At 61.4% G+C, this 20135-nt stretch carries 3 protein-coding genes; all 3 read left to right on the plus strand.

Features of this window, described 5'->3' with window-relative positions; all coding sequences use genetic code 11:
- The first annotated feature begins 24 nt into the window (after nt 1-24).
- Entirely contained in the window at nt 25-1062 is a 1038-nt protein-coding gene (locus tag AB8B02_RS06475) for a transglutaminase-like cysteine peptidase (RefSeq protein ID WP_309946295.1), read from the plus strand.
- 124 nt (nt 1063-1186) lie between these two features.
- Nucleotides 1187-1531 carry a hypothetical protein gene (locus AB8B02_RS06480; RefSeq protein ID WP_309946294.1) on the plus strand — a complete coding sequence of 115 codons (345 nt, stop codon included), beginning with the start codon at nt 1187-1189 and terminating at the stop codon, nt 1529-1531.
- Nucleotides 1532-2168: 637 nt separating this feature from the next.
- Complete coding sequence (locus AB8B02_RS06485; protein WP_439063470.1) at nt 2169-20117, plus strand: T1SS-143 repeat domain-containing protein; 17949 nt, start codon at nt 2169-2171, stop codon at nt 20115-20117.
- Nucleotides 20118-20135 lie beyond the last annotated feature (18 nt).

The following is a 20135-nucleotide window of genomic DNA, read 5'->3' on the forward strand; positions in this document are numbered from 1 at the left end:
AAGATCCGGACGGGGATCGACGCAATGACGTCGGCCGATGCTCCGGACAACGGGGCGTCAGTCATGTTGCGTATCGATCAGGCGCGGGCATTCCCGCGTGCGCTGGGGTTCGTGCTCGCCGGTGTCGTAAGCGTCAGCGCTTGCGATGGAGCATTTGCAAAGTCACGCGCGAAGAAGACGGTGCTTGAACGCCCTGTCATGGATACGCCGAACGCGGGCATGACCGCGCCGCCGGTTCGGTTCTTCACGATCAACCAGGTGCTGGCCAAGCGTGACAGCGAGAACCGTGCAAAGCCCGGCAATATCGAACTCGCATCCTTGGACGCGTCGCAGGGATCAGATGCCAAGGTGATCAGCGATGCGCCGTCTCCGGCCGCGATCCTGCCTGCCACCAGCGAGGAGCCGTTCGGCCTGTTCACGTTCCGCGCGCCTGAAGGGCTGCTATGGACGAAATGGCGCGGCGTGGAAGCGCGTATGCGCGCCGACTTGAAATCGATCGAGGACTGCAAGGCTGATAGCGAGAACTGCGCCGCCGGTGGGCGCAAGTTTGTCGCCGTCACGCGTTCCGCCGCCGAGTTGGGTCTGCGCACACGCGTCGAGGCGATCAATCGCGACGTCAACTATGCGATCCGCTATGTCGGAGACTATCAGCAACACGGCGTCGCCGATCTGTGGAGTTCGCCGCTGGAGACGCTATCTGCGGGCATCGGCGATTGCGAAGATTATGCGATCGCCAAATTCGCCATGCTCGTCGCAACGGGCGTGCCGGAGGCCGATATCAAGATGATGCTGGTGCGTGACATGGCGGTGCGCCAGGACCATGCGGTGCTGACCGTCCGTGTCGATGGCCGCTGGCTGGTTCTCGACAATCGCTACTCCCGACTTTCGGAAACGCGCGATCTGCCGCATTTCATGCCGCTTTTCGCCATCGACCACAAAGGCGTCAGCCTGTTCGCCGCGCCCTATGCCGCGCGTCCGCATCATGAGAGTGAGACCGACATGTTGCCCGCGGCCGAGGTGGACGGCTTCGGGGGCGGCTCTTCCTTGCCGCTGGCGCTCTGAGATAGTTCGACAACACAACGTCGACAATCGGCCTGATATCGGCGTTTTATGCGCTTCGCGATCTTGTACTTCCATGCATCTTGGGCTCTTAATGCGTCAGGGTGAGGTCGACGAGGGGATTGAGATGCGCTTCAAGCACACGCTGTTGGGTTTGTTGGTGGCTGCCGGAACGGCTTCCGGCGCAACTGTCTCGCATGCCGAAGGCCTGCTTCCAGGCGCTGCCTTCTCCGTCGATTGTCAGAATGGGGCGGTCTACAAGCTGACCTCCGGCCGTCTGACCTTTCCCGGTGATATCGTCACCGGCCATCTGTACCTGACCCCGCACCGTGCGATGCCTGTTCGCCTGATCCCGATGGGTGAGGGATATCGCTATGCAGGCCGTGGCGTATGGCTGGATGGCATTCGCGAGCATGCGCTTTTGTATCGGGCCAAGTATAGCCCGGTCGCGTGCGTCGTTACCCGCATCTAGACTTTTATCCTATCAATTATCTCCTGCGGTAGCAGTCCTGCGATAGCGACTTGCGTATCTGCGCAGCTAGCTGATTCACGTCTGTGCCCGGAGAACGAGTCCGCGATCCCAGAGATTCGCGGAATGCGCACTGCAAATGGCGACCTCGCCATCAGGCTGTGACGCGAATGCGCTTTAAGCAACTGTCCCATTTCGAAATTTGCTCGCGACGGGCGACCACTACGCGACGGTTCGCGCGGCTGTCGATGTCTGCTCGCGAAAGCAAATTCAGGCGGCCGTCCAATATTGGCGGAGGTGCCTGTGGTTGTGAGCTGATTTCGTTGTTCCGCGGGATGTGAGAAGTCATCTTATCAAGTATAAAATAAGTCGTTTTTTCGAATACCTTCTTATTTTTACAATAGATACGCCGCGATTTGTGGATTTTTCCGGGCATTCCCAAAAATAGACTGTCTATAACAAGTATTACTATCGAATGGTTCATATTTATTAATACGCTGTTTCATTTTTGAACTTAACCAATGCAACGAAAACGCTTCAAATTTTACAGGTATTCATTGACGTCTCTACGTTCTTAAGAATATTTTAACCCTCGCAGGACTTGGACGTTTTTCGGTCCGATCAGCTTGAGGTTGTAGTCATGAACGCTCCCGTATTGCTCGCGCAACTCGCCGGTTCCACCACGCAGACCCCGCCGTCTCCGAAGAACCTGAAGCTTGAGAAGCCGCAAAATGGGCAGGCCATTTCGGTCCATCTCGACGGGAACACCAAGCTCGATTTTGCCGATATCGCGAGCGAGAAGCTGACCTTCGTCAAGGTCGGTGAAAAGCTGATCATCCTCTTCGACAACCAGTCGACGGTGACCGTCGATCCGGTGTTCGACTCGATGGGCAAGCCGCTCACCGATCTCGCATTCGACATGGGCTCCGATCGCACGCTGACAGGCGAACAGTTCGCGCAAACATTTCCGATCACCACCGATCAATCGGTTCTTCCTGCTGCCGGCGGAGCGACGGGCCCGACGGGGGGGGCTAATTTCGGCGATGCGACCGTTGGTGCGCTCGGCGCCTCGGGCGCGCGTCTTGCGCTCCTCGCGGGCGAAGACACTGGCGGCGGCTTCGACAATCTGAACGATGGGACACCTAACCCGTCGCCGATTCCGGGCGGCGTTACGGCCGTCACGCTAAACGAAGATGGCTTTGCGGAAGGCAATCCCGGTGGCACCGGCGATTCCGGCGGCATTGCCACGTCGGTCACGGGATCGTTGAACGTCGACTTCGGCACCGATTTTGTGAATCGCAGCTTCGCATTCTCGCTCAATCAACCGACGCTGGCGGGCCTGACCTCGGACGGTCAGGCGGTTCAACTTGCATTCACCACCGTGAACGGCCAGCCGGTGATGATCGGTTATGTCGGCGGCGATTTCACTGTGGCTGCCAATCAGGTCTTCACGGTATCGCTCGACGCCTCGTCGCTGCAGGGCAGCTATACGTTCACGCTGCTGCGCCCGCTCGATCATCCGATCCATGGCACCGAAGATACAATCAATCTCTCGATCAACGTGATCGCCACGGATGGCAGCGGTGACACCGCGCCCGTGACGATCTCGATTGGCATCAATGACGATACGCCGGTTATCGGCACGCCTGCGGATGCCGCGCTGACGGATCCGCTGTCTGGGAATCCTGCGACGCAGACGGGCTCGCTGGGAATCTCCTGGGGTGCCGATCGCTACAACGATCATGTCGATGGCGGCGTATCCGCGACCACCGGCGCAACGGGCGATCGCTCGGTCGTGTTTGCCGGCACGCAGGTGACGGCCACCGGCGATGGCACGACGACGATCGGTACGCTGACGTCGCATGGCGATACGGTGCACTATGTGCTGCTCGCAAACGGGACCGTGCTGGTGGCCTATACCGGCGACACGGCGCCGACGAGTCTTGCCGGCCTCCAGCAGAGCGGCGAAGGTGAGGGCGGCGAAGGTGGAATCGCCAGCAACATTGTCTTCGTTGCCACGCTCTCTGATGCCAGCAACAGCGGCAGCTACGTTGTCACCCAGTATCGGTCGCTCGATCATGTAAGTGACGGGCAGACCTTCTCATCCATCAATCTGTCGTTCCAGTTCACCGCGACAGATAGCGACGGCGATTCCGTTTCCGGCACGTTTAACGCATCTGTCGCCGACACCCTCCCGACGCTCGGCGAACCGGTGGCTCAGCACGCGGTTGGCGAAGACGGGCTGCCGGGCGCGAATATGAGCGGTCCAGAAGGCGGTTTTGATGCCGTGGACAACACGTCGGTCACCGGTGCTCTGAACGTCAATTGGGGTGCTGATAACGATATCCGCGGCGTGGGCGACACCTTTGGTCGCACGCTGTCATTCCTGACGAATGGCGAGACGCCGACGGCAATCGCTGGCGGTTCGCAGACGATCAGCAACCTGAATCTTGTTATCACCGGTGAATCCGGCACAGTTCTGACCTCCGGCGGTGTCGAGCTGCAATATGTCGTGACGGCCAATGCCGACGGCGGCGAGACCTTGACCGCCTATAAGGGAGTTCCGGGCGAGGGCAATGCGGTCTTCACCCTGACGCTGGATCCGACCTCGAGCCATGGCAGCTATACGTTCACGCTGCTGGGGCAGCTCGACCATGCGTCAGAATCGAATTCGATCGGTCTGACCTTCACGGTGCAGGCAGCGGACGCCGACGGCGACACGATCAACACGAGCTTCGTTGTCAATGTTGAAGACGACGTGCCCGTTGCGCAGGTTGTCACGGCGTCGACGGTTCTGGACGACGAGGCGCAGACGGTGTTTGCGGGCAATGCCGGCGGCACGGGCGACGTTGCGAACACCAATGTCGCGCATGGCAACGCGGGCGCGCTGTTCACGGCGGGCGCGGATGGCGTGAAGTCGGTGTCGATCTCCGGCGGCGCGTTCCAGGTTATCTATAAGGATGCGAACGGCTTTGCGCTGACGGAGAGCGTGACGTGGGGTGCCGGCGTCACGGACGCCAACGGCAACACGACGTTCACGGCGACGAGCGCGCATTATACGGGCACTGATGGCAGCAGCGTTGCAGCGACGCTGGTGATCAATGTCGACGGTTCCTACACCTACACGGCGTCCGCGCCGGTGGTTCAGGGGACCGCGACGTCGGGGGCAAATCCGACGGAAGAGAACGCGACGATCAAGGTCAACTTCATCGTTACGGACGGAGACGGCGACACCGCCAGCGGCTCGCTGTCGGTCAATGTCAACGACGATACGCCGGTGGCGCATAGCGTGACGGCGTCGCGTGTGCTCGACGACGAAGCGCAGACGGTGTTCACGCCGACTAATCCGGGCACGGGCTTCCTGAACCTGGGCGACGTGTCGCCGAACTATAATTCTGTCACCGGCGCAGCAGGTTCGCTGTTCACCGCAGGTGCCGATGGCGTCAAGTCGGTCGCGCTTGCCGGACCGGCTTTCAATGTCATCTACAAGGATGCGCAGGGCTTCGCGCAGCAGGAGAGCGTGACGTGGGGGGCAGGGGTCACCGACGCCAGCGGCCACACGACGTTCACGGCGACGAGCGCGCATTATGCGGGCGCGACCGGTGCGGCGACGCTGGTGGTCGGCGTCGATGGCTCATACACACTGACGCTGTTCGCGCCGGTCGTGCAGGGTACCCAGCTTGCCGGGATCGAGGAGAACAAGACGCTGTCGTTCGGCGTGACGGTGACGGATGGCGACGGGGACCAGGCGACGGCAACCCTTCGGGTCGATGTCAATGACGACACGCCGGTTCCGGTCGCTTCGATCGTATTTGCCTCGCAAATCATGGATGACGAGGCCCAGACTCTGTTCACCCCGGTCAACAACGGTGGCATCGGCGACGTATCGCCGAATGTCGGCGTGGTCTCCGGTGGTGCCGGTGCGCTGTTCAGCATGGGGGCCGATGGGCTTGGCTCCCTGTCGGTGGGCCTGCCGGGCTTCAATGCGATCTACAAGGCCGACGGTTTTGCCAAGGTCGAAAGTGTCGACTGGAGCAATGGCGTCCGCAGCGCGGACGGTGTCACCACCTTCACCGCAACCGGCCATGTGTCGGGCAATAAGGTCGGCGTGCTGGTGATCAAGGCCGACGGTTCCTACAGCTTCACGCTGTCGGAGCCGATCGCCCAAGATCTGCAGCTCTCGAGCATCGAAGATACCAAGACGCTGACCTTCACCTACACGGCCAAGGACGGCGACGGCGATGCCGCCGTTGGTTCGCTCTCGGTGAGTGTCAACGACGACGTCCCGACGGCCAAGATCGTCACCGCCAGCACGGTGCTGGACGACGAGAAGCAGACGGTGTTTGCGGGCAATGCCGGCGGCACGGGTGACGTTGCGGATAACAATGTCGCGCATGGCGATGCGGGCGCGCTGTTCAGCGCAGGCGCGGATGGCGTGAAGTCGGTGTCGATCTCGGGCGGTGCGTTCCAGGTCGTCTACAAGGACGCGAACGGCTTTGCGCATACGGAAAGCGTGACGTGGGGTGCAGGTGTCCAGGGGACGGACGGCACGACAACGTTCACCGCGACGAGCGCGCATTATGCGACGGCAGCGACACTGGTGATCGGTGCCGACGGCTCCTATACCTACACGGCGTCCGCGCCGGTGGTTCAGGGGACCGCGACGTCGGGGGCAAACCCGACGGAAGAGAACGCGACGATCAAGATCAACATCACCGTGACGGATGGAGACGGCGACACCGCGGCCGGCTCGCTGTCGGTCAATGTCAATGACGATACGCCGGTGGCGCATACTGTCACGGCATCGCGTGTGCTCGACGATGAAGCGCAGACGGTATTCACGCCGACCAATCCGGGTACGGGCTTCCTGAACCTGGGCGACGTGTCCCCGAACTACAATTCGGTGCAGGGCAATGCCGGCTCGCTGTTCACGGCGGGTGCGGATGGCGTGAAGTCGGTGTCGCTTTCCGGCCCCGCATTCGCCGTGGTCTACAAGGATGCACTGGGTTTTGCGCAGACGGAGAGTGTGACGTGGGGCACCGGCGTCACGGACGCCAACGGCAACACGACGTTCACGGCGACGAGCGCGCATTATACGGGCATTGGCGGCAGCAGCGCTGCAGCGACGCTGGTGATCAATGTGAACGGTTCCTACACGCTGACGCTTTCGGCGCCGGTTGTGCAGGATGTCCATTTCTCCGGGACCGAGGAGAACAAGACGCTTTCGTTCGGCGTGACGGTAACGGACGGCGATGGCGACCAGGCGACGGCGACGTTGCGTGTGAACGTCAATGACGACACGCCGGCCCCGATTGCCTCGATCGTGGTTGCTGCGCATGCGCTGGACGACGAAGCTCAGAGTCTGTTTACGCCAACCAATGCCGGCGGGTTTGGCGATGTGTCGGACGCCAAGACGGTGACGGGGGCGGCGGGTACGCTATTCAACATGGGGGCCGATGGCCTTGGCTCGCTGTCGGTCACTCTGCCGAGCTTCAGCGTGATCTATAGCGATGGCGGCTTTGCGAAGACGGAAGGTGTTGACTGGAGCGCCGGCGTGCGCAGCGCGGACGGCACGACGACGTTCATGGCGACGGGCCACACCTCCGGCAGCACGGTTGGCATGCTGATCATGAAGGCAGATGGTTCGTACGCGTTCGAGCTGGATGCACCGGTTGTGCAGGATCTGCATATTCCGGGGGTCGAAGAGAGCAAGGCCCTGACCTTCCTCTACACGGTGACGGACGGTGACGGGGATTCGGCTGGCGGCTTGCTGTCGATCACCGTCAATGACGATACGCCGGTTGCGAAGGTGATCACGGCGCCGACGGTTCTGGACGATGAGGCGCAGACGGTATTCTCCGGCAACAACACGCCGGCCGACGGTGTGACGAACACCAATGTCGCGCATGGCAATGCGGGCACACTGTTCACAGCGGGTGCGGATGGCGTGAAGTCGGTGACGATCTCCGGCGGGGCGTTCCAGGTTATTTACAAGGACGCGAATGGCTTTGCGCTGACGGAGAGCGTGACGTGGGGTGCAGGCGTCCAGGGGACGGACGGCACGACGACGTTCACGGCGACGAGCGCGCATTATGCGACGGCGGCGACGCTGGTGATCGGTGCCGACGGCTCCTACACCTACACGGCGTCCGCGCCGGTGGTTCAGGGGACCGCGACGTCGGGGGCAAATCCGACGGAAGAGAACGCGACGATCAAGGTCAACTTCATCGTTACGGACGGAGACGGCGACACCGCCAGCGGCTCGCTGTCGGTCAATGTCAACGACGATACGCCGGTGGCGCATAGCGTGACGGCGTCGCGTGTGCTCGACGACGAAGCGCAGACGGTGTTCACGCCGACTAATCCGGGCACGGGCTTCCTGAACCTGGGCGACGTGTCGCCGAACTATAATTCTGTCACCGGCGCAGCAGGTTCGCTGTTCACCGCAGGTGCCGATGGCGTCAAGTCGGTCGCGCTTGCCGGACCGGCTTTCAATGTCATCTACAAGGATGCGCAGGGCTTCGCGCAGCAGGAGAGCGTGACGTGGGGGGCAGGGGTCACCGACGCCAGCGGCCACACGACGTTCACGGCGACGAGCGCGCATTATGCGGGCGCGACCGGTGCGGCGACGCTGGTGGTCGGCGTCGATGGCTCATACACACTGACGCTGTTCGCGCCGGTCGTGCAGGGTACCCAGCTTGCCGGGATCGAGGAGAACAAGACGCTGTCGTTCGGCGTGACGGTGACGGATGGCGACGGGGACCAGGCGACGGCAACCCTTCGGGTCGATGTCAATGACGACACGCCGGTTCCGGTCGCTTCGATCGTATTTGCCTCGCAAATCATGGATGACGAGGCCCAGACTCTGTTCACCCCGGTCAACAACGGTGGCATCGGCGACGTATCGCCGAATGTCGGCGTGGTCTCCGGTGGTGCCGGTGCGCTGTTCAGCATGGGGGCCGATGGGCTTGGCTCCCTGTCGGTGGGCCTGCCGGGCTTCAATGCGATCTACAAGGCCGACGGTTTTGCCAAGGTCGAAAGTGTCGACTGGAGCAATGGCGTCCGCAGCGCGGACGGTGTCACCACCTTCACCGCAACCGGCCATGTGTCGGGCAATAAGGTCGGCGTGCTGGTGATCAAGGCCGACGGTTCCTACAGCTTCACGCTGTCGGAGCCGATCGCCCAAGATCTGCAGCTCTCGAGCATCGAAGATACCAAGACGCTGACCTTCACCTACACGGCCAAGGACGGCGACGGCGATGCCGCCGTTGGTTCGCTCTCGGTGAGTGTCAACGACGACGTCCCGACGGCCAAGATCGTCACCGCCAGCACGGTGCTGGACGACGAGAAGCAGACGGTGTTTGCGGGCAATGCCGGCGGCACGGGTGACGTTGCGGATAACAATGTCGCGCATGGCGATGCGGGCGCGCTGTTCAGCGCAGGCGCGGATGGCGTGAAGTCGGTGTCGATCTCGGGCGGTGCGTTCCAGGTCGTCTACAAGGACGCGAACGGCTTTGCGCATACGGAAAGCGTGACGTGGGGTGCAGGTGTCCAGGGGACGGACGGCACGACAACGTTCACCGCGACGAGCGCGCATTATGCGACGGCAGCGACACTGGTGATCGGTGCCGACGGCTCCTATACCTACACGGCGTCCGCGCCGGTGGTTCAGGGGACCGCGACGTCGGGGGCAAACCCGACGGAAGAGAACGCGACGATCAAGATCAACATCACCGTGACGGATGGAGACGGCGACACCGCGGCCGGCTCGCTGTCGGTCAATGTCAACGACGATACGCCGACTGCGTCATGGTTGGGGGCCCAGCCCGTAACGGAGAGCACCGATGTAGCAGGCGTCTTCGTCCCGTCCGTCAGCACCGGCACACTGGCATTCAGCGCGGGCGCCGATGGTGGGAAAATTACCAGCGTCGTCTATCGTTTCGGCAACGCGATCATGGAGCAGGCTGAGGGGGCCGGCGATCCACAGAGCTTCCCGGCTCTAACGTCACACGGCGTTGCCGTGGTGATTGGCACGGTTACGGACGGAACAGCGTTCGGCGGCCAGGGTTCGATCACACTGACCGGCACTGCAGGTGGCCAGACGGTATTCACCTTGGTGGTGAACCAGACCACCGGTGCCTATACCTACACACTGAGTGGTCCGATCGATCATCCGGATATCGACCAGAGCGGGGCAGCCGACGCCCTGACCATGGTGTTCGATTTTCAGGTCACCGACGGCGACGGCGACAAGACGGCAGCCTTCAATGAAGGCATATTGCAGATCGACATTCGCGACGATGCACCGACGATCGCTAGCCCTACGTTGGGCGCGAATCTGATCACGAATGGTCAGTTCCTCGATAACACCGGTTTTGGTCCGCCGCAGCCAGGCTGGGGCGGCGAGACTGCGACCGGCTCGATCCTGGGCTGGGCCATCAGCGGCGTCGGCCTCGAACGCAATCCCTCGGGATGGTACGTGGCCGATCCGGTCAACGGTGGCCGTGTCGTCGATCTCGACGCATCTCCTGGCGATGTCACGATCGCGCAGACCCTGACCAATCTGACGGCGGGTGAAAGCTATACGCTGAGCTTCGACGCCGCCAAGCCGCTCGGCTTCGATGCCACGGCGCAGGTGTGGTGGAATGGTGTGCTGGTTGGTACCGTCAACCCGAGCGCCAGCGGCTTCCAGCAGTTCAGTTTCACCTTCACGGCGATTGCCGGAACAAACACGCTCGAATTCCGCGAAGTTGGTGTTGCCGACAACGGCGGCACATTCCTCGCGAACGTCCAGCTTCACACATCGGCATCGATCGTCGATGAGGATGCGCTGAGCGGCGGCAATGCCGGCGGGCAGGGCGATGCGCCAGGCACTGCGATTGCCACCGGCAGCCTCGGCATCCATTGGGGCGCCGACAGCAGCGACACGTCTGACGCCGGTGGCGTGCAGGATGGCGCGGGCGCTGCGAACAACGTTTCCAGCAATGTGGCGGCCCTGACCGGACGCGCCGTTTACTTTACAGACTCGGATTCCGCCACCAGCGGACTTCAGCCGGCTGTGATCGCCACCGCGGGCGCAACGGCCATTGCACTAACGTCACAAGGCCAGGCCGTGCACTATCAGGTGCTCGAGAACGGCACGACGGTGGTCGGCTATACCGGCACGTTCATTGCCGGCAACACGTCGAACTGGGTCTTCAAGGCCTCGCTCTCCGACGAAGCCAATGGCAGCTACAAATTCACTCTGTTGAAGCCGATCGATCATCCGGTTGGCGGCAGCGAAGATGATATCAGCCTGAGCTTTGCTTATACGGCGCGCGATTTCGACGGCGATACGGTGTCGGGTACATTCAGCGTCACGGTAGATGATGATACGCCGGTGGCCACTGCTCCTGCCGAGACGGTCACGGTCAGCGAAGTTGGTTTGCCCCAGGTCGATGCGCATACAGGCTTCCTCAATGTCAGCTGGGGCGCAGACAAGGGTGATGCCAAGCATCTGAATTTCGCCAAGGACAGCAACGGCAACGTCGTCGGACCTGTACTTCACTCCAATGGTGTCCTGCTGGCCTATCGCGTCGAGCCGGAATCGGCTGGCAGCGACAACGAGCGCCTGATTGCCTATCGGGTTGGTGATCCGACCCAATCAGCCGTGTTCAGCATTACGCTCTACGAGCCGGGCAACCCGTATTACACGGTCGCACTGTTCGGCCCGCTCGATCACGCACCGGGAAGCGATCCGCTGACGCTTGGTTTCACCGTTACTGCGACCGATGCCGACGGCGACTCCGTGAACGTGCCGATCACGGTCACCGTTGTCGATTCCGTGCCAGTTGCGACTGCGCCCTCGGAGGCGGTGACGGTCAGTGAGGTCGGCTTGCCGCTGGTCGATGCGCATACCGGCTTCCTCAATGTCAGCTGGGGCGCAGACAAGGGTGCCGCCAAGCACCTGAATTTCGCCAAGGACGGCAATGGCGTGATCATCGGACCAGTGCTGCATTCGGACGGCGTTCTGCTGGCCTATCGCGTCGAGCCGGAATCGCCCGGAAGCGATAACGAGCGGCTTGTTGCCTATCGTGTCGATGATCCATCCCAGTCCGCGGTGTTCAGCATTACGCTCTATGAACCGGGTAATCCTTATTACACGGTGGCGCTGTTCGGTCCGCTCGATCACGCGCCTGGAAGCGATCCACTCACGCTCGGCTTCACCGTGGTCGCCACGGACGCCGACGGCGACTCGCTGAATGTGCCGATCTCGGTTGTCATCGTCGACAGCGTTCCGACGGCCGGTCCTGCCGATTCCAGCTCGGTGAATGAGCATGACCTGACGACGCAGATTGGGTTCGGCCAGGGCTTCGAGAGTGCGACAGACGGCACGTCGGCCGGGTTTTTCGAGGGCGGAGTAAACGGCCATCTGGCGATCAAGGCGTCAGGAGTCGATGGTATTGATACCAAGACGCATAGTGGCAATTATGCGCTGGTGACGCAGACGGCGGGCCAGTCGGCACCGTTCACGCGCTTTGGCGGCAACGATTCCACATTCGACGGCGGCTTCAAGGCTTCGGTCGATATCTATCTCGATCCGAACAAGATCGGCTCCGGTGAAGGCTTCGACTACTCGGTTGCGGTGAACAAGACGGATGGCTCGTTCCTGCGCGACTTCATCTTCCACGTTGGTGAGGATTCACAGGGCAATCTCCATATCTCGGCCAACAACAACACCGGCTTCGATCCGCTCACCGATGCGCAGTGGGCTGCGACCACCATCAAGACCAACATCCCGGCAAGCGCCGCTGGCTGGTACACCTTCAGCCAGACGTTCCACGACGATGGCACCGGCCATCTTGCGGTCGACATGATCGTGCGCGATGCGTCGGGTGCAGTGGTGTTCACCCAGACGATTGTGTCGGGCGACCTGATCTCCGACACCGGCGGGCATCGCTACGGCTGGTTCACCAATGTCGACGTTGCCAACGGCATCGCGATCGACAACGTGTCGCTGACGCAGCACAACGACAGCACCTCGGCGACCTCGGTCGCAGGCTCGCTGCACATCAATGCGGGCGCCGACGGGCTGGGATCGCTGGCCTTCGGCGGCATCGTCGATGGCAGCGCCGTTACCGACAGCAGCAATCAGGCTGTCACCTCCGGCCACCAGGCTGTGCGCTATCACGTGGTGGACAGCCACACGCTGGAAGGCGTCACGGCGGGCGGTCAGGTGATCTTCACGGTCACGCTGGATCCGGCGACGGGTGGCTACAACTTCGTGCTGGCGCATCAGATCGATCATCCGGCTCCGGGCACCGATGGTGTGGCACTGCGGTTCGGCTATGTCGTGACCGACGGCGACGGCGATACCGCGAGCAACACGTTCACCGTAACGGTCGGCGACGATGTGCCGACGATTGCCGGGACGGCAACGCCAGTAAACTTGCTCACCAATGGCGATTTTGCAGGCGGTATTTTTGCGCATACCGAATCCTGGGGCCAGTGGGCCACCGACGACACCGGCTGGAAGATCACCGGCACGCAGCCCGGTCAGACCGGCGTTCAGCTTGAGCGTATTGCGAGCGGTTACCTGGGCGTTGTGACGTCGAACGGCCATCCGATGGTCGATCTCGCCGCAACTCCGGGCGATATCGCAATCTCGCAGACCATCAACGGCTTGCCGCCGGGCCAGCACTACACGCTGAGCTTCGAGATCGGTGCGTCCGATCCGTCGTCGGCGGGACTCGAAGTCTATTGGAACGGGCAACTGGTCGGGACGTATCACCCGGGATCGACGATGGCGATCCAGACGCTCGATCTGATCGCGCAGACAGATCCGAACAACGCGCATCCTGCAAACACCGTCACCTTCAAGGAGGTCGGCAGCGCAGACAACACCGGCACCTATCTGGCGAATGTCAGTCTCGTTCAGGCGTCGTCGTCGCTGCCCGTGTTCCATGCCGATATCGGCGAAGACGGCACGTCCGTCGTGTCGCTGGTCAGCGGAACCGATTTCCGCTTCGGTGCCGATGGCCCGGGCTCCGTGGCGTTCGACACCGCACACGCCACCATTTCCACTCCGACAGGCACCACGCTCGGCGTGCCGACGCTGTCCTATGACCCGGTGACCGGCAAGCTGACGGTCAATCCGGGCTGGGGCTTCAACGGCTTGAGCGAAGGTGAAATCGCAACGCTGTCGGTGCCATTCACGGTCACGGACTCCGATGGCGATACCAAGACCGGAATCTATCAGTTCACGATCCACGGCACCAATGACGCTGTTTCAACTTCGGTTGGCTTCCCTGATAGCGGAACCATGACCGAATACGCCGAAACCGATCCGCAGGCGGGATCAACGGCTGATCGCACGCGCTTTACCGATAGTTCGTGGGGCGGCGGCTATAACGGCGGCGGCTTCTGGATCTACGACGATCAGGGCGACACCCATACGCTGACGGTGACGCCTCAGGGCACCGGTTACCTCGGACATATCACAGCGGTCGTCGCTCAGGAGACGTTGAACGACGGTGCAGGCTTCGTCGATTGGCAGTATCACGTCACCGATGCCGACCTGAATCCGCTGGCGGCCGGCGAAACCAAGATCGAGAAGTTCACGATCACGGTTGATGATGGTCATGGCAGCACGACCTCGCGTGTGATCACCGTCACGCTTGTCGGCACCAACGACTCGCCAGTGATCAGCACGAGCTCGGCCGTTGCGGGCACAATCATTGAATCCGGAGATCCGTCCGGCATCAACGAGGCCGGCCTGGGTGGCAGTCTCGATCTGACGCCAGCCATGGCGGCTGCAATCCTAGCGCATCCTCTGGTGTCGAATGGACTGGCCGGCTTGCAGGCCGATCCGTCGCAGGTTCACGCGCTGCTCGCGACGATCCAATCGGAGCTTGGCGTTAATGCTGGAACGGCGATCACGATCATCTGGAACGCGCTGGACGACGCCTACGTCGCGCAGGGTGCAAACCAGATCACCATCAATGAAGCCTTCACGCGCCTTGGAATCGAATACGCGGCCTATGTGAAGGCAGGCGGTACACCGCTGCTCGATGTCGTCGCGAAGTACACTACGGATACCAATAACGATGGCATTCCCGAACGGCTGCAGTCACTGCACGACAACCTGCTCGGCAATCTGAGCGAGGCCGCCTTGCAGCAGCGCTATGGCGCCGACCCGCTGCATGGCATCTTTGCAGGCCAGATTTCGGCGATCGATCCCGATCTGCTGGATCGCCCCTATGCCAGCGGCAATGCCGGCAGCGCAGGCAACACGGCAGCCCATGCCTGGGATGTCGCCAATGGATTTGCAGACCAGATCTCCGGTCAGTTGATCGCGACGGACGTCGATCACGGTGCGACGCAGGCGTGGACCGTTACGGGACCGGCGACCTACGGCACGATGGCGATCGATGCCACCGGCAAGTGGACCTACACGCTCGACAACACGCTCACCACCACGCAGGCCCTGGCACAGGGGGACTCCGTCCAGCAGACCTTCACTGCGACGGTGACCGACGACCATGGTGCGACGGACACGGTTCAGGTCACGGTGACGATCACCGGGTCCAACGATGCGCCGGTGATGACATCGGGCGCGGCATCGGCGGTGGTGTTCGAGGCTGGTGGCCTGAACAATGTTGTCACCGCGGACGTCGCGGTCGATCACAAGTTCGAGCCCGTTCGGAATGTTGATGGCGTGGCGGACGATGCGATCGGCAGCACGATCAATACTGCAGCCGACATGAAGGCGGTGGTCTTGGCCGTCCAGTCCGCGCTCGGCGGCGGTGCGACCATGGCTGACGCCATTGCGGCGGTCTGGGATTATCTGGACGACGCCCGAGGTGTGATTCCCAATGTCGATGCAGCTTATTATGCGCAGTCGATCAACAAGGGTACGGTGCTGCTCGGCTTGGTCTATGGTGAGTATCTGCAGCAGGGCGGACGTCCGCTGCTCGACGTGATCGTGAAGTACCAGCCGGATGGTGCGCTCAGCTACATCAATGGCGGTGTGCCAGATGGCGCTCCCGATCGTGTGCAGTCGATGCACGACAACCTGCTGGGCGCTGTCGATACGCCATCGATCAACGACAAGTTCTCGTCGGATCAGGCGCTGCTGACGAACCTGAAGGCGCAGATTCTTGCAGCTGGTCTGACTGACCGTCCGATCTACAGCGGCGAAGAAGGCGTTGCGAATAACGCTCTGGCCTGGGATCAGGCGCATGGCTTCCTGTCGGTCGCCAGCGGCCAGATGACGGCCACGGATGTGGATCATGGAGCGGTGCTGACCTGGTCGATCAACGGCCCGGCGACCTACGGCAATATGGTCATCAATCAGGCGACCGGCGTGTGGAGCTACACGCTCGACAACGGAAGCGCCGCCACGCAGGCGCTCGCCGAGGGTGAAACCAAAACACAGGTCTTCACGGCAACCGTGACCGACGAGCATGGCGCGACGGCGAACCAGACCGTGACCATCACGATCCACGGCACCAATGATGCGCCGGTGATCCACGTCGACAATGGCGACAGCGACGCGAAGTTCTTCACTGAAACCAACGCCGGCCTGACCGCCGGCGGCACGCTGAGCGTGACCGATGTCGATGTCTCCGACACTGTCACGGCAAATGTCCTGTCTGTCTCTGCGTCGGGATCTGGAATCGAGAATCACTTCACGTCAGCGCAATTGCTGAGCTTCCTCTCGCTTGGCGCGAGCCAGGTGAAGGCGGCTGGTAGCACAACCGGTGACATCGCCTGGGCGTTCAACTCGCAGAGCGAAGCGTTCGACTTCCTGCCGAATGGCTGGGAATCGAAGATCTCCTACACGATCCAGGTCTCGGACGGTCACGGCGGCATGGACACCCATGTGGTCGAGATCAAGATCCATGGCACCAACGACGCGCCTGTGGTCGATCTGAACGGTGCTGTGACAGCGGGTAACGATGTCATCGTCACCGCGGTCGAGCAGATGCCGCAGTGGATTCTGAGCGGCGCGACCCTCACCGACGTCGATTCCACGACGATGCATTCGATGAAGGTCACATTGACAACGCAGCCGGATGGGCTCGGCGTCGAGGGTCTGTCGTTCAATACGAGTGCGCTGGACGCTCTCGCAGCGGCTCACCTGAACTATGTCTACGATGCGACAAACGGTGTGCTCACCGTGACCGGCGATGCGTCGACAGCTACCTACCAGACCATCATGCGCGGTGTTGTCTATCAGTACACCGGCGATGCCCCGAGCACGGGCGACCGCACGGTGACCGTGGTCGTCAATGACGGTCTGGATAACAGCATCACGCATACGGCGACGGTGCATGTGCTGCCGATGAACGACGCGCCGTCGCTGGCAGGTCCGCTCGCGGCAACGGTGACCGAAGGTGGTATCCATACCCTCACGGCCGCCGAACTCGGCTACACCGATCCGGACAACACCGCCTCCGAGGTCGTCTTCCACGTATCGAACGTCCAGCACGGCATCATCACGAATGGCGGCGCTCCGGCGACGTCGTTCACGGCCGCCGAGCTTGCCGCCGGCCTGATCAAGTTCATCCATGACGGCTCGGAAGACTCGTCGACGACATTCCAGGTCTATGTCGAAGACGGCAACCAGGACGGCTCGACGCCGGTCCCCGGTACCTTCACGTTCACCGTGGACGGCGTGAACGACGCGCCGGTCATCACTTCGGCACCGCTGCAGACGCATGCCGACATCTATGCCGCTGGTTTCCTCGACCACGCGGTGACGGCGACCACTGCCGCGGACCACAAGTTCGAGATTGATCAGAATATCGACACGCAGATCGGTGCGCTGCTGGCGGCGACGCCGGCCGACATGCATGCGGTTCTGGTGGGCGTGCAGGCTGCGCTTGGCCATGCCGCCGGCTTCGCCGATGCCATCGCTGCAGTGTGGGACTATGTCGACGATCACTACAGCTACTACGACACGGCCATCAATGCGGCCGGTGTTCGCCTCGCGATCGAATATGCCAAATACGTTCAGGACGGTGGCGCACCGCTGAGTGGTGTGGTCGTGAAATACGAGGCTGATGGTACGGATTATGGCACCCTGCCGGACCGTGCGCAGTCGATGCACGACAATCTTCTTGGTAATCTCGATAAGGCCTCGATCGACGACAAGTTCCTGCCCGGCGGCGCCGGCGGCTCGAACGGACCGCCGAACGGTGTTGCGGATGTGGCGCTGCATGACCAGCTGATCGCGGAGATCGCGGCGGCGGGTCTAAGCGGTCGGCCGTATTATGCCGGATACGAGGATTCATTTGCGTCTCCGTCGCAGCAATGGGACGCGGCGCATGGCCTGCTGCCGGGCGGCACGCACCAGATCATCAGTGGCCAGCTCACGGCCACGGATGCCGACATCAATGATGCGGGTCATCTGACCTGGTCGCTGAACACGACAGCGTCGCCATACGGCACGATGTCGATCGACCCGGCGACCGGTGTGTGGAGCTACGATCTCGACAACGGCCTCGCTGCAACAAAGGCGTTGCATGTTGGCGAAGTCGTGACGTTGAACTTCGTCGCGACGGTGATCGATGCCCACGGCGCCAGCGCCAGCCAGACGGTGACGATCACTATCCACGGCGGCAACGACGCGCCGGAGCCCCAGAACGACGTCTACACCATCAGCGAGGATCAGATTCTAACGGGGGTGAATGTACTCGCCAACGACACCGATCCAGATGGCGATACCCTGATGCGGGTCGGCCTTGTGACCCAGAGTGTGTCGAACCTGTTCAGCAACCCATCGATCGGGGCCAATGGTGATCTGACATACACGCCCGACGCGAATGAGAGCGGCTACTCTGTCCTGACCTATCAGGTGTCCGACGGGTTCAGGTCGTCGCCGGGAACTATTACTATCAATGTTCGTCCGGTCGCGGATGCGGCGGTGCTCTCGGCCTCGGGCGGCAATGAAGACACGTCGTTCGCTGTCCATATCGCTCTCGGCGATACCGACGGTTCGGAGAAGGCCACCCATATCGAACTCAGCGGCTATCCCGCTGGGACGACTTTCAATCAGGGTTCGATACAGGGCGGCGTCTGGGTTATCGATAATCCCGCCGGGATCGACCTGGCACATCTGACGATGACCCCGCCAAACAACTACAATGGCGCGTTCAACCTCGGTGTCAGCGTGACGGTGGTCGATCACGCCACGCTCACCACCGGTCTCGTAACCGATACCGCGACTTCGACGGGCACGATCGGAGTGACCGTCAATGCGGTGAACGATCTTCCGGTGATCGTCTCCGATGGCGGGGGAACGCTTGCTGCACTTTCAGTCCCCGAAAACACAACGGCAGTCACTACGGTTCATGCGACGGACGTTGACAGTGCGCTGATCACTTATTCCATCAGTGGTGGCGACGATGCGGGCAAATTCCATATCGACGCTCAGTCGGGCGCGCTGACTTTCAACACGGCTCCGGATTACGAGAACAGCCAGGATCTGAACCACGACAACATCTATCAGGTAATCGTGAGTGCGTCGGATGGTTCGCTGACCGCCACCCAGACGATCAACGTCACCGTGACCGATGTGAATGAGGTGCCGCCGCTGACGGCGGTCAATGACGTCATCTATACCAACAGTACTGGCCAGATCGCTGTTTTCGGGGAATCGTTGCTCTGGAACGATCAGGCAGCGGAGCACGGCGTGCTGTCGATTGCTAATGGACAAGGCGCGGGTGTGAATTACAATAGCATTACCGACGCGTTGAAGTTCACTCAACCGAGCAGTGGTCATGACCGGACTTTCGAGTATCACCTAACCGACGGGGCGGCTTCCTCAATAGGTGATGTAACCGTCCATTATACCGCTTCTTTCACGCCGACATCGGGCAACGATTTCTTCATATCCACCAGCGGCAATGGCGATACCCTTCACCTGGGTGATGGCAACGACGTGATGTTTGGCAGCGGTAGTGCATCGAGCACAATTTACGGTGACGGTGGGAATGATCTGATCGTCGGCGGCAGCGGGGTCAACACCAACAATCTCTACGGTGGTAGCGGCGACGACGTCATCTACACGGGCACAGGCGGCAACCAAAACGTCTGGGGGGATGACGGTGCTGACACGATCTATGGTTCTGACAGTGCAGGTCATGTCGAGTTGCACGGCGGAACTGGAAATGATGTGATCCATTCCGGCAAGCAGTACGGGACCTTGATCTACGGAGACGATGGTAACGACCTCATTTATGGTGTTGGCGTCTCTGCGGAAATCCGGGGTGGCTCAGGAAACGACACCTTTGCGTTCGATCATGTCGGTTGGAATGCGGATAAGGTGCTGGATTATAGCGCTGCCGATACGATCGATCTTACGGCGCTGCTCGGGTCGGCAGCAGGCATTGCCGCTGACGGATCGAATATCGGTAATTTTGTGAGTTTGACCCAGTCAGGTACCGATATTTCGGTTCGTGTGGACGTCACTGGGCATCACAACTTTGACGGCCAGAGCGCTGTGATTCTTCAAGGATATGGAACCAGCAGCAATGCCGACATCGTCAACTTCGCTTTCCAGAGCGTGAATGCTCAAGTGGAACATATCGCGATGACCGTTTGACAGTGGCTTCGACTCTAA

This window comes from Tardiphaga sp. 862_B3_N4_1, assembly GCF_051811085.1.
Taxonomy (GTDB): domain Bacteria; phylum Pseudomonadota; class Alphaproteobacteria; order Rhizobiales; family Xanthobacteraceae; genus Tardiphaga; species Tardiphaga robiniae.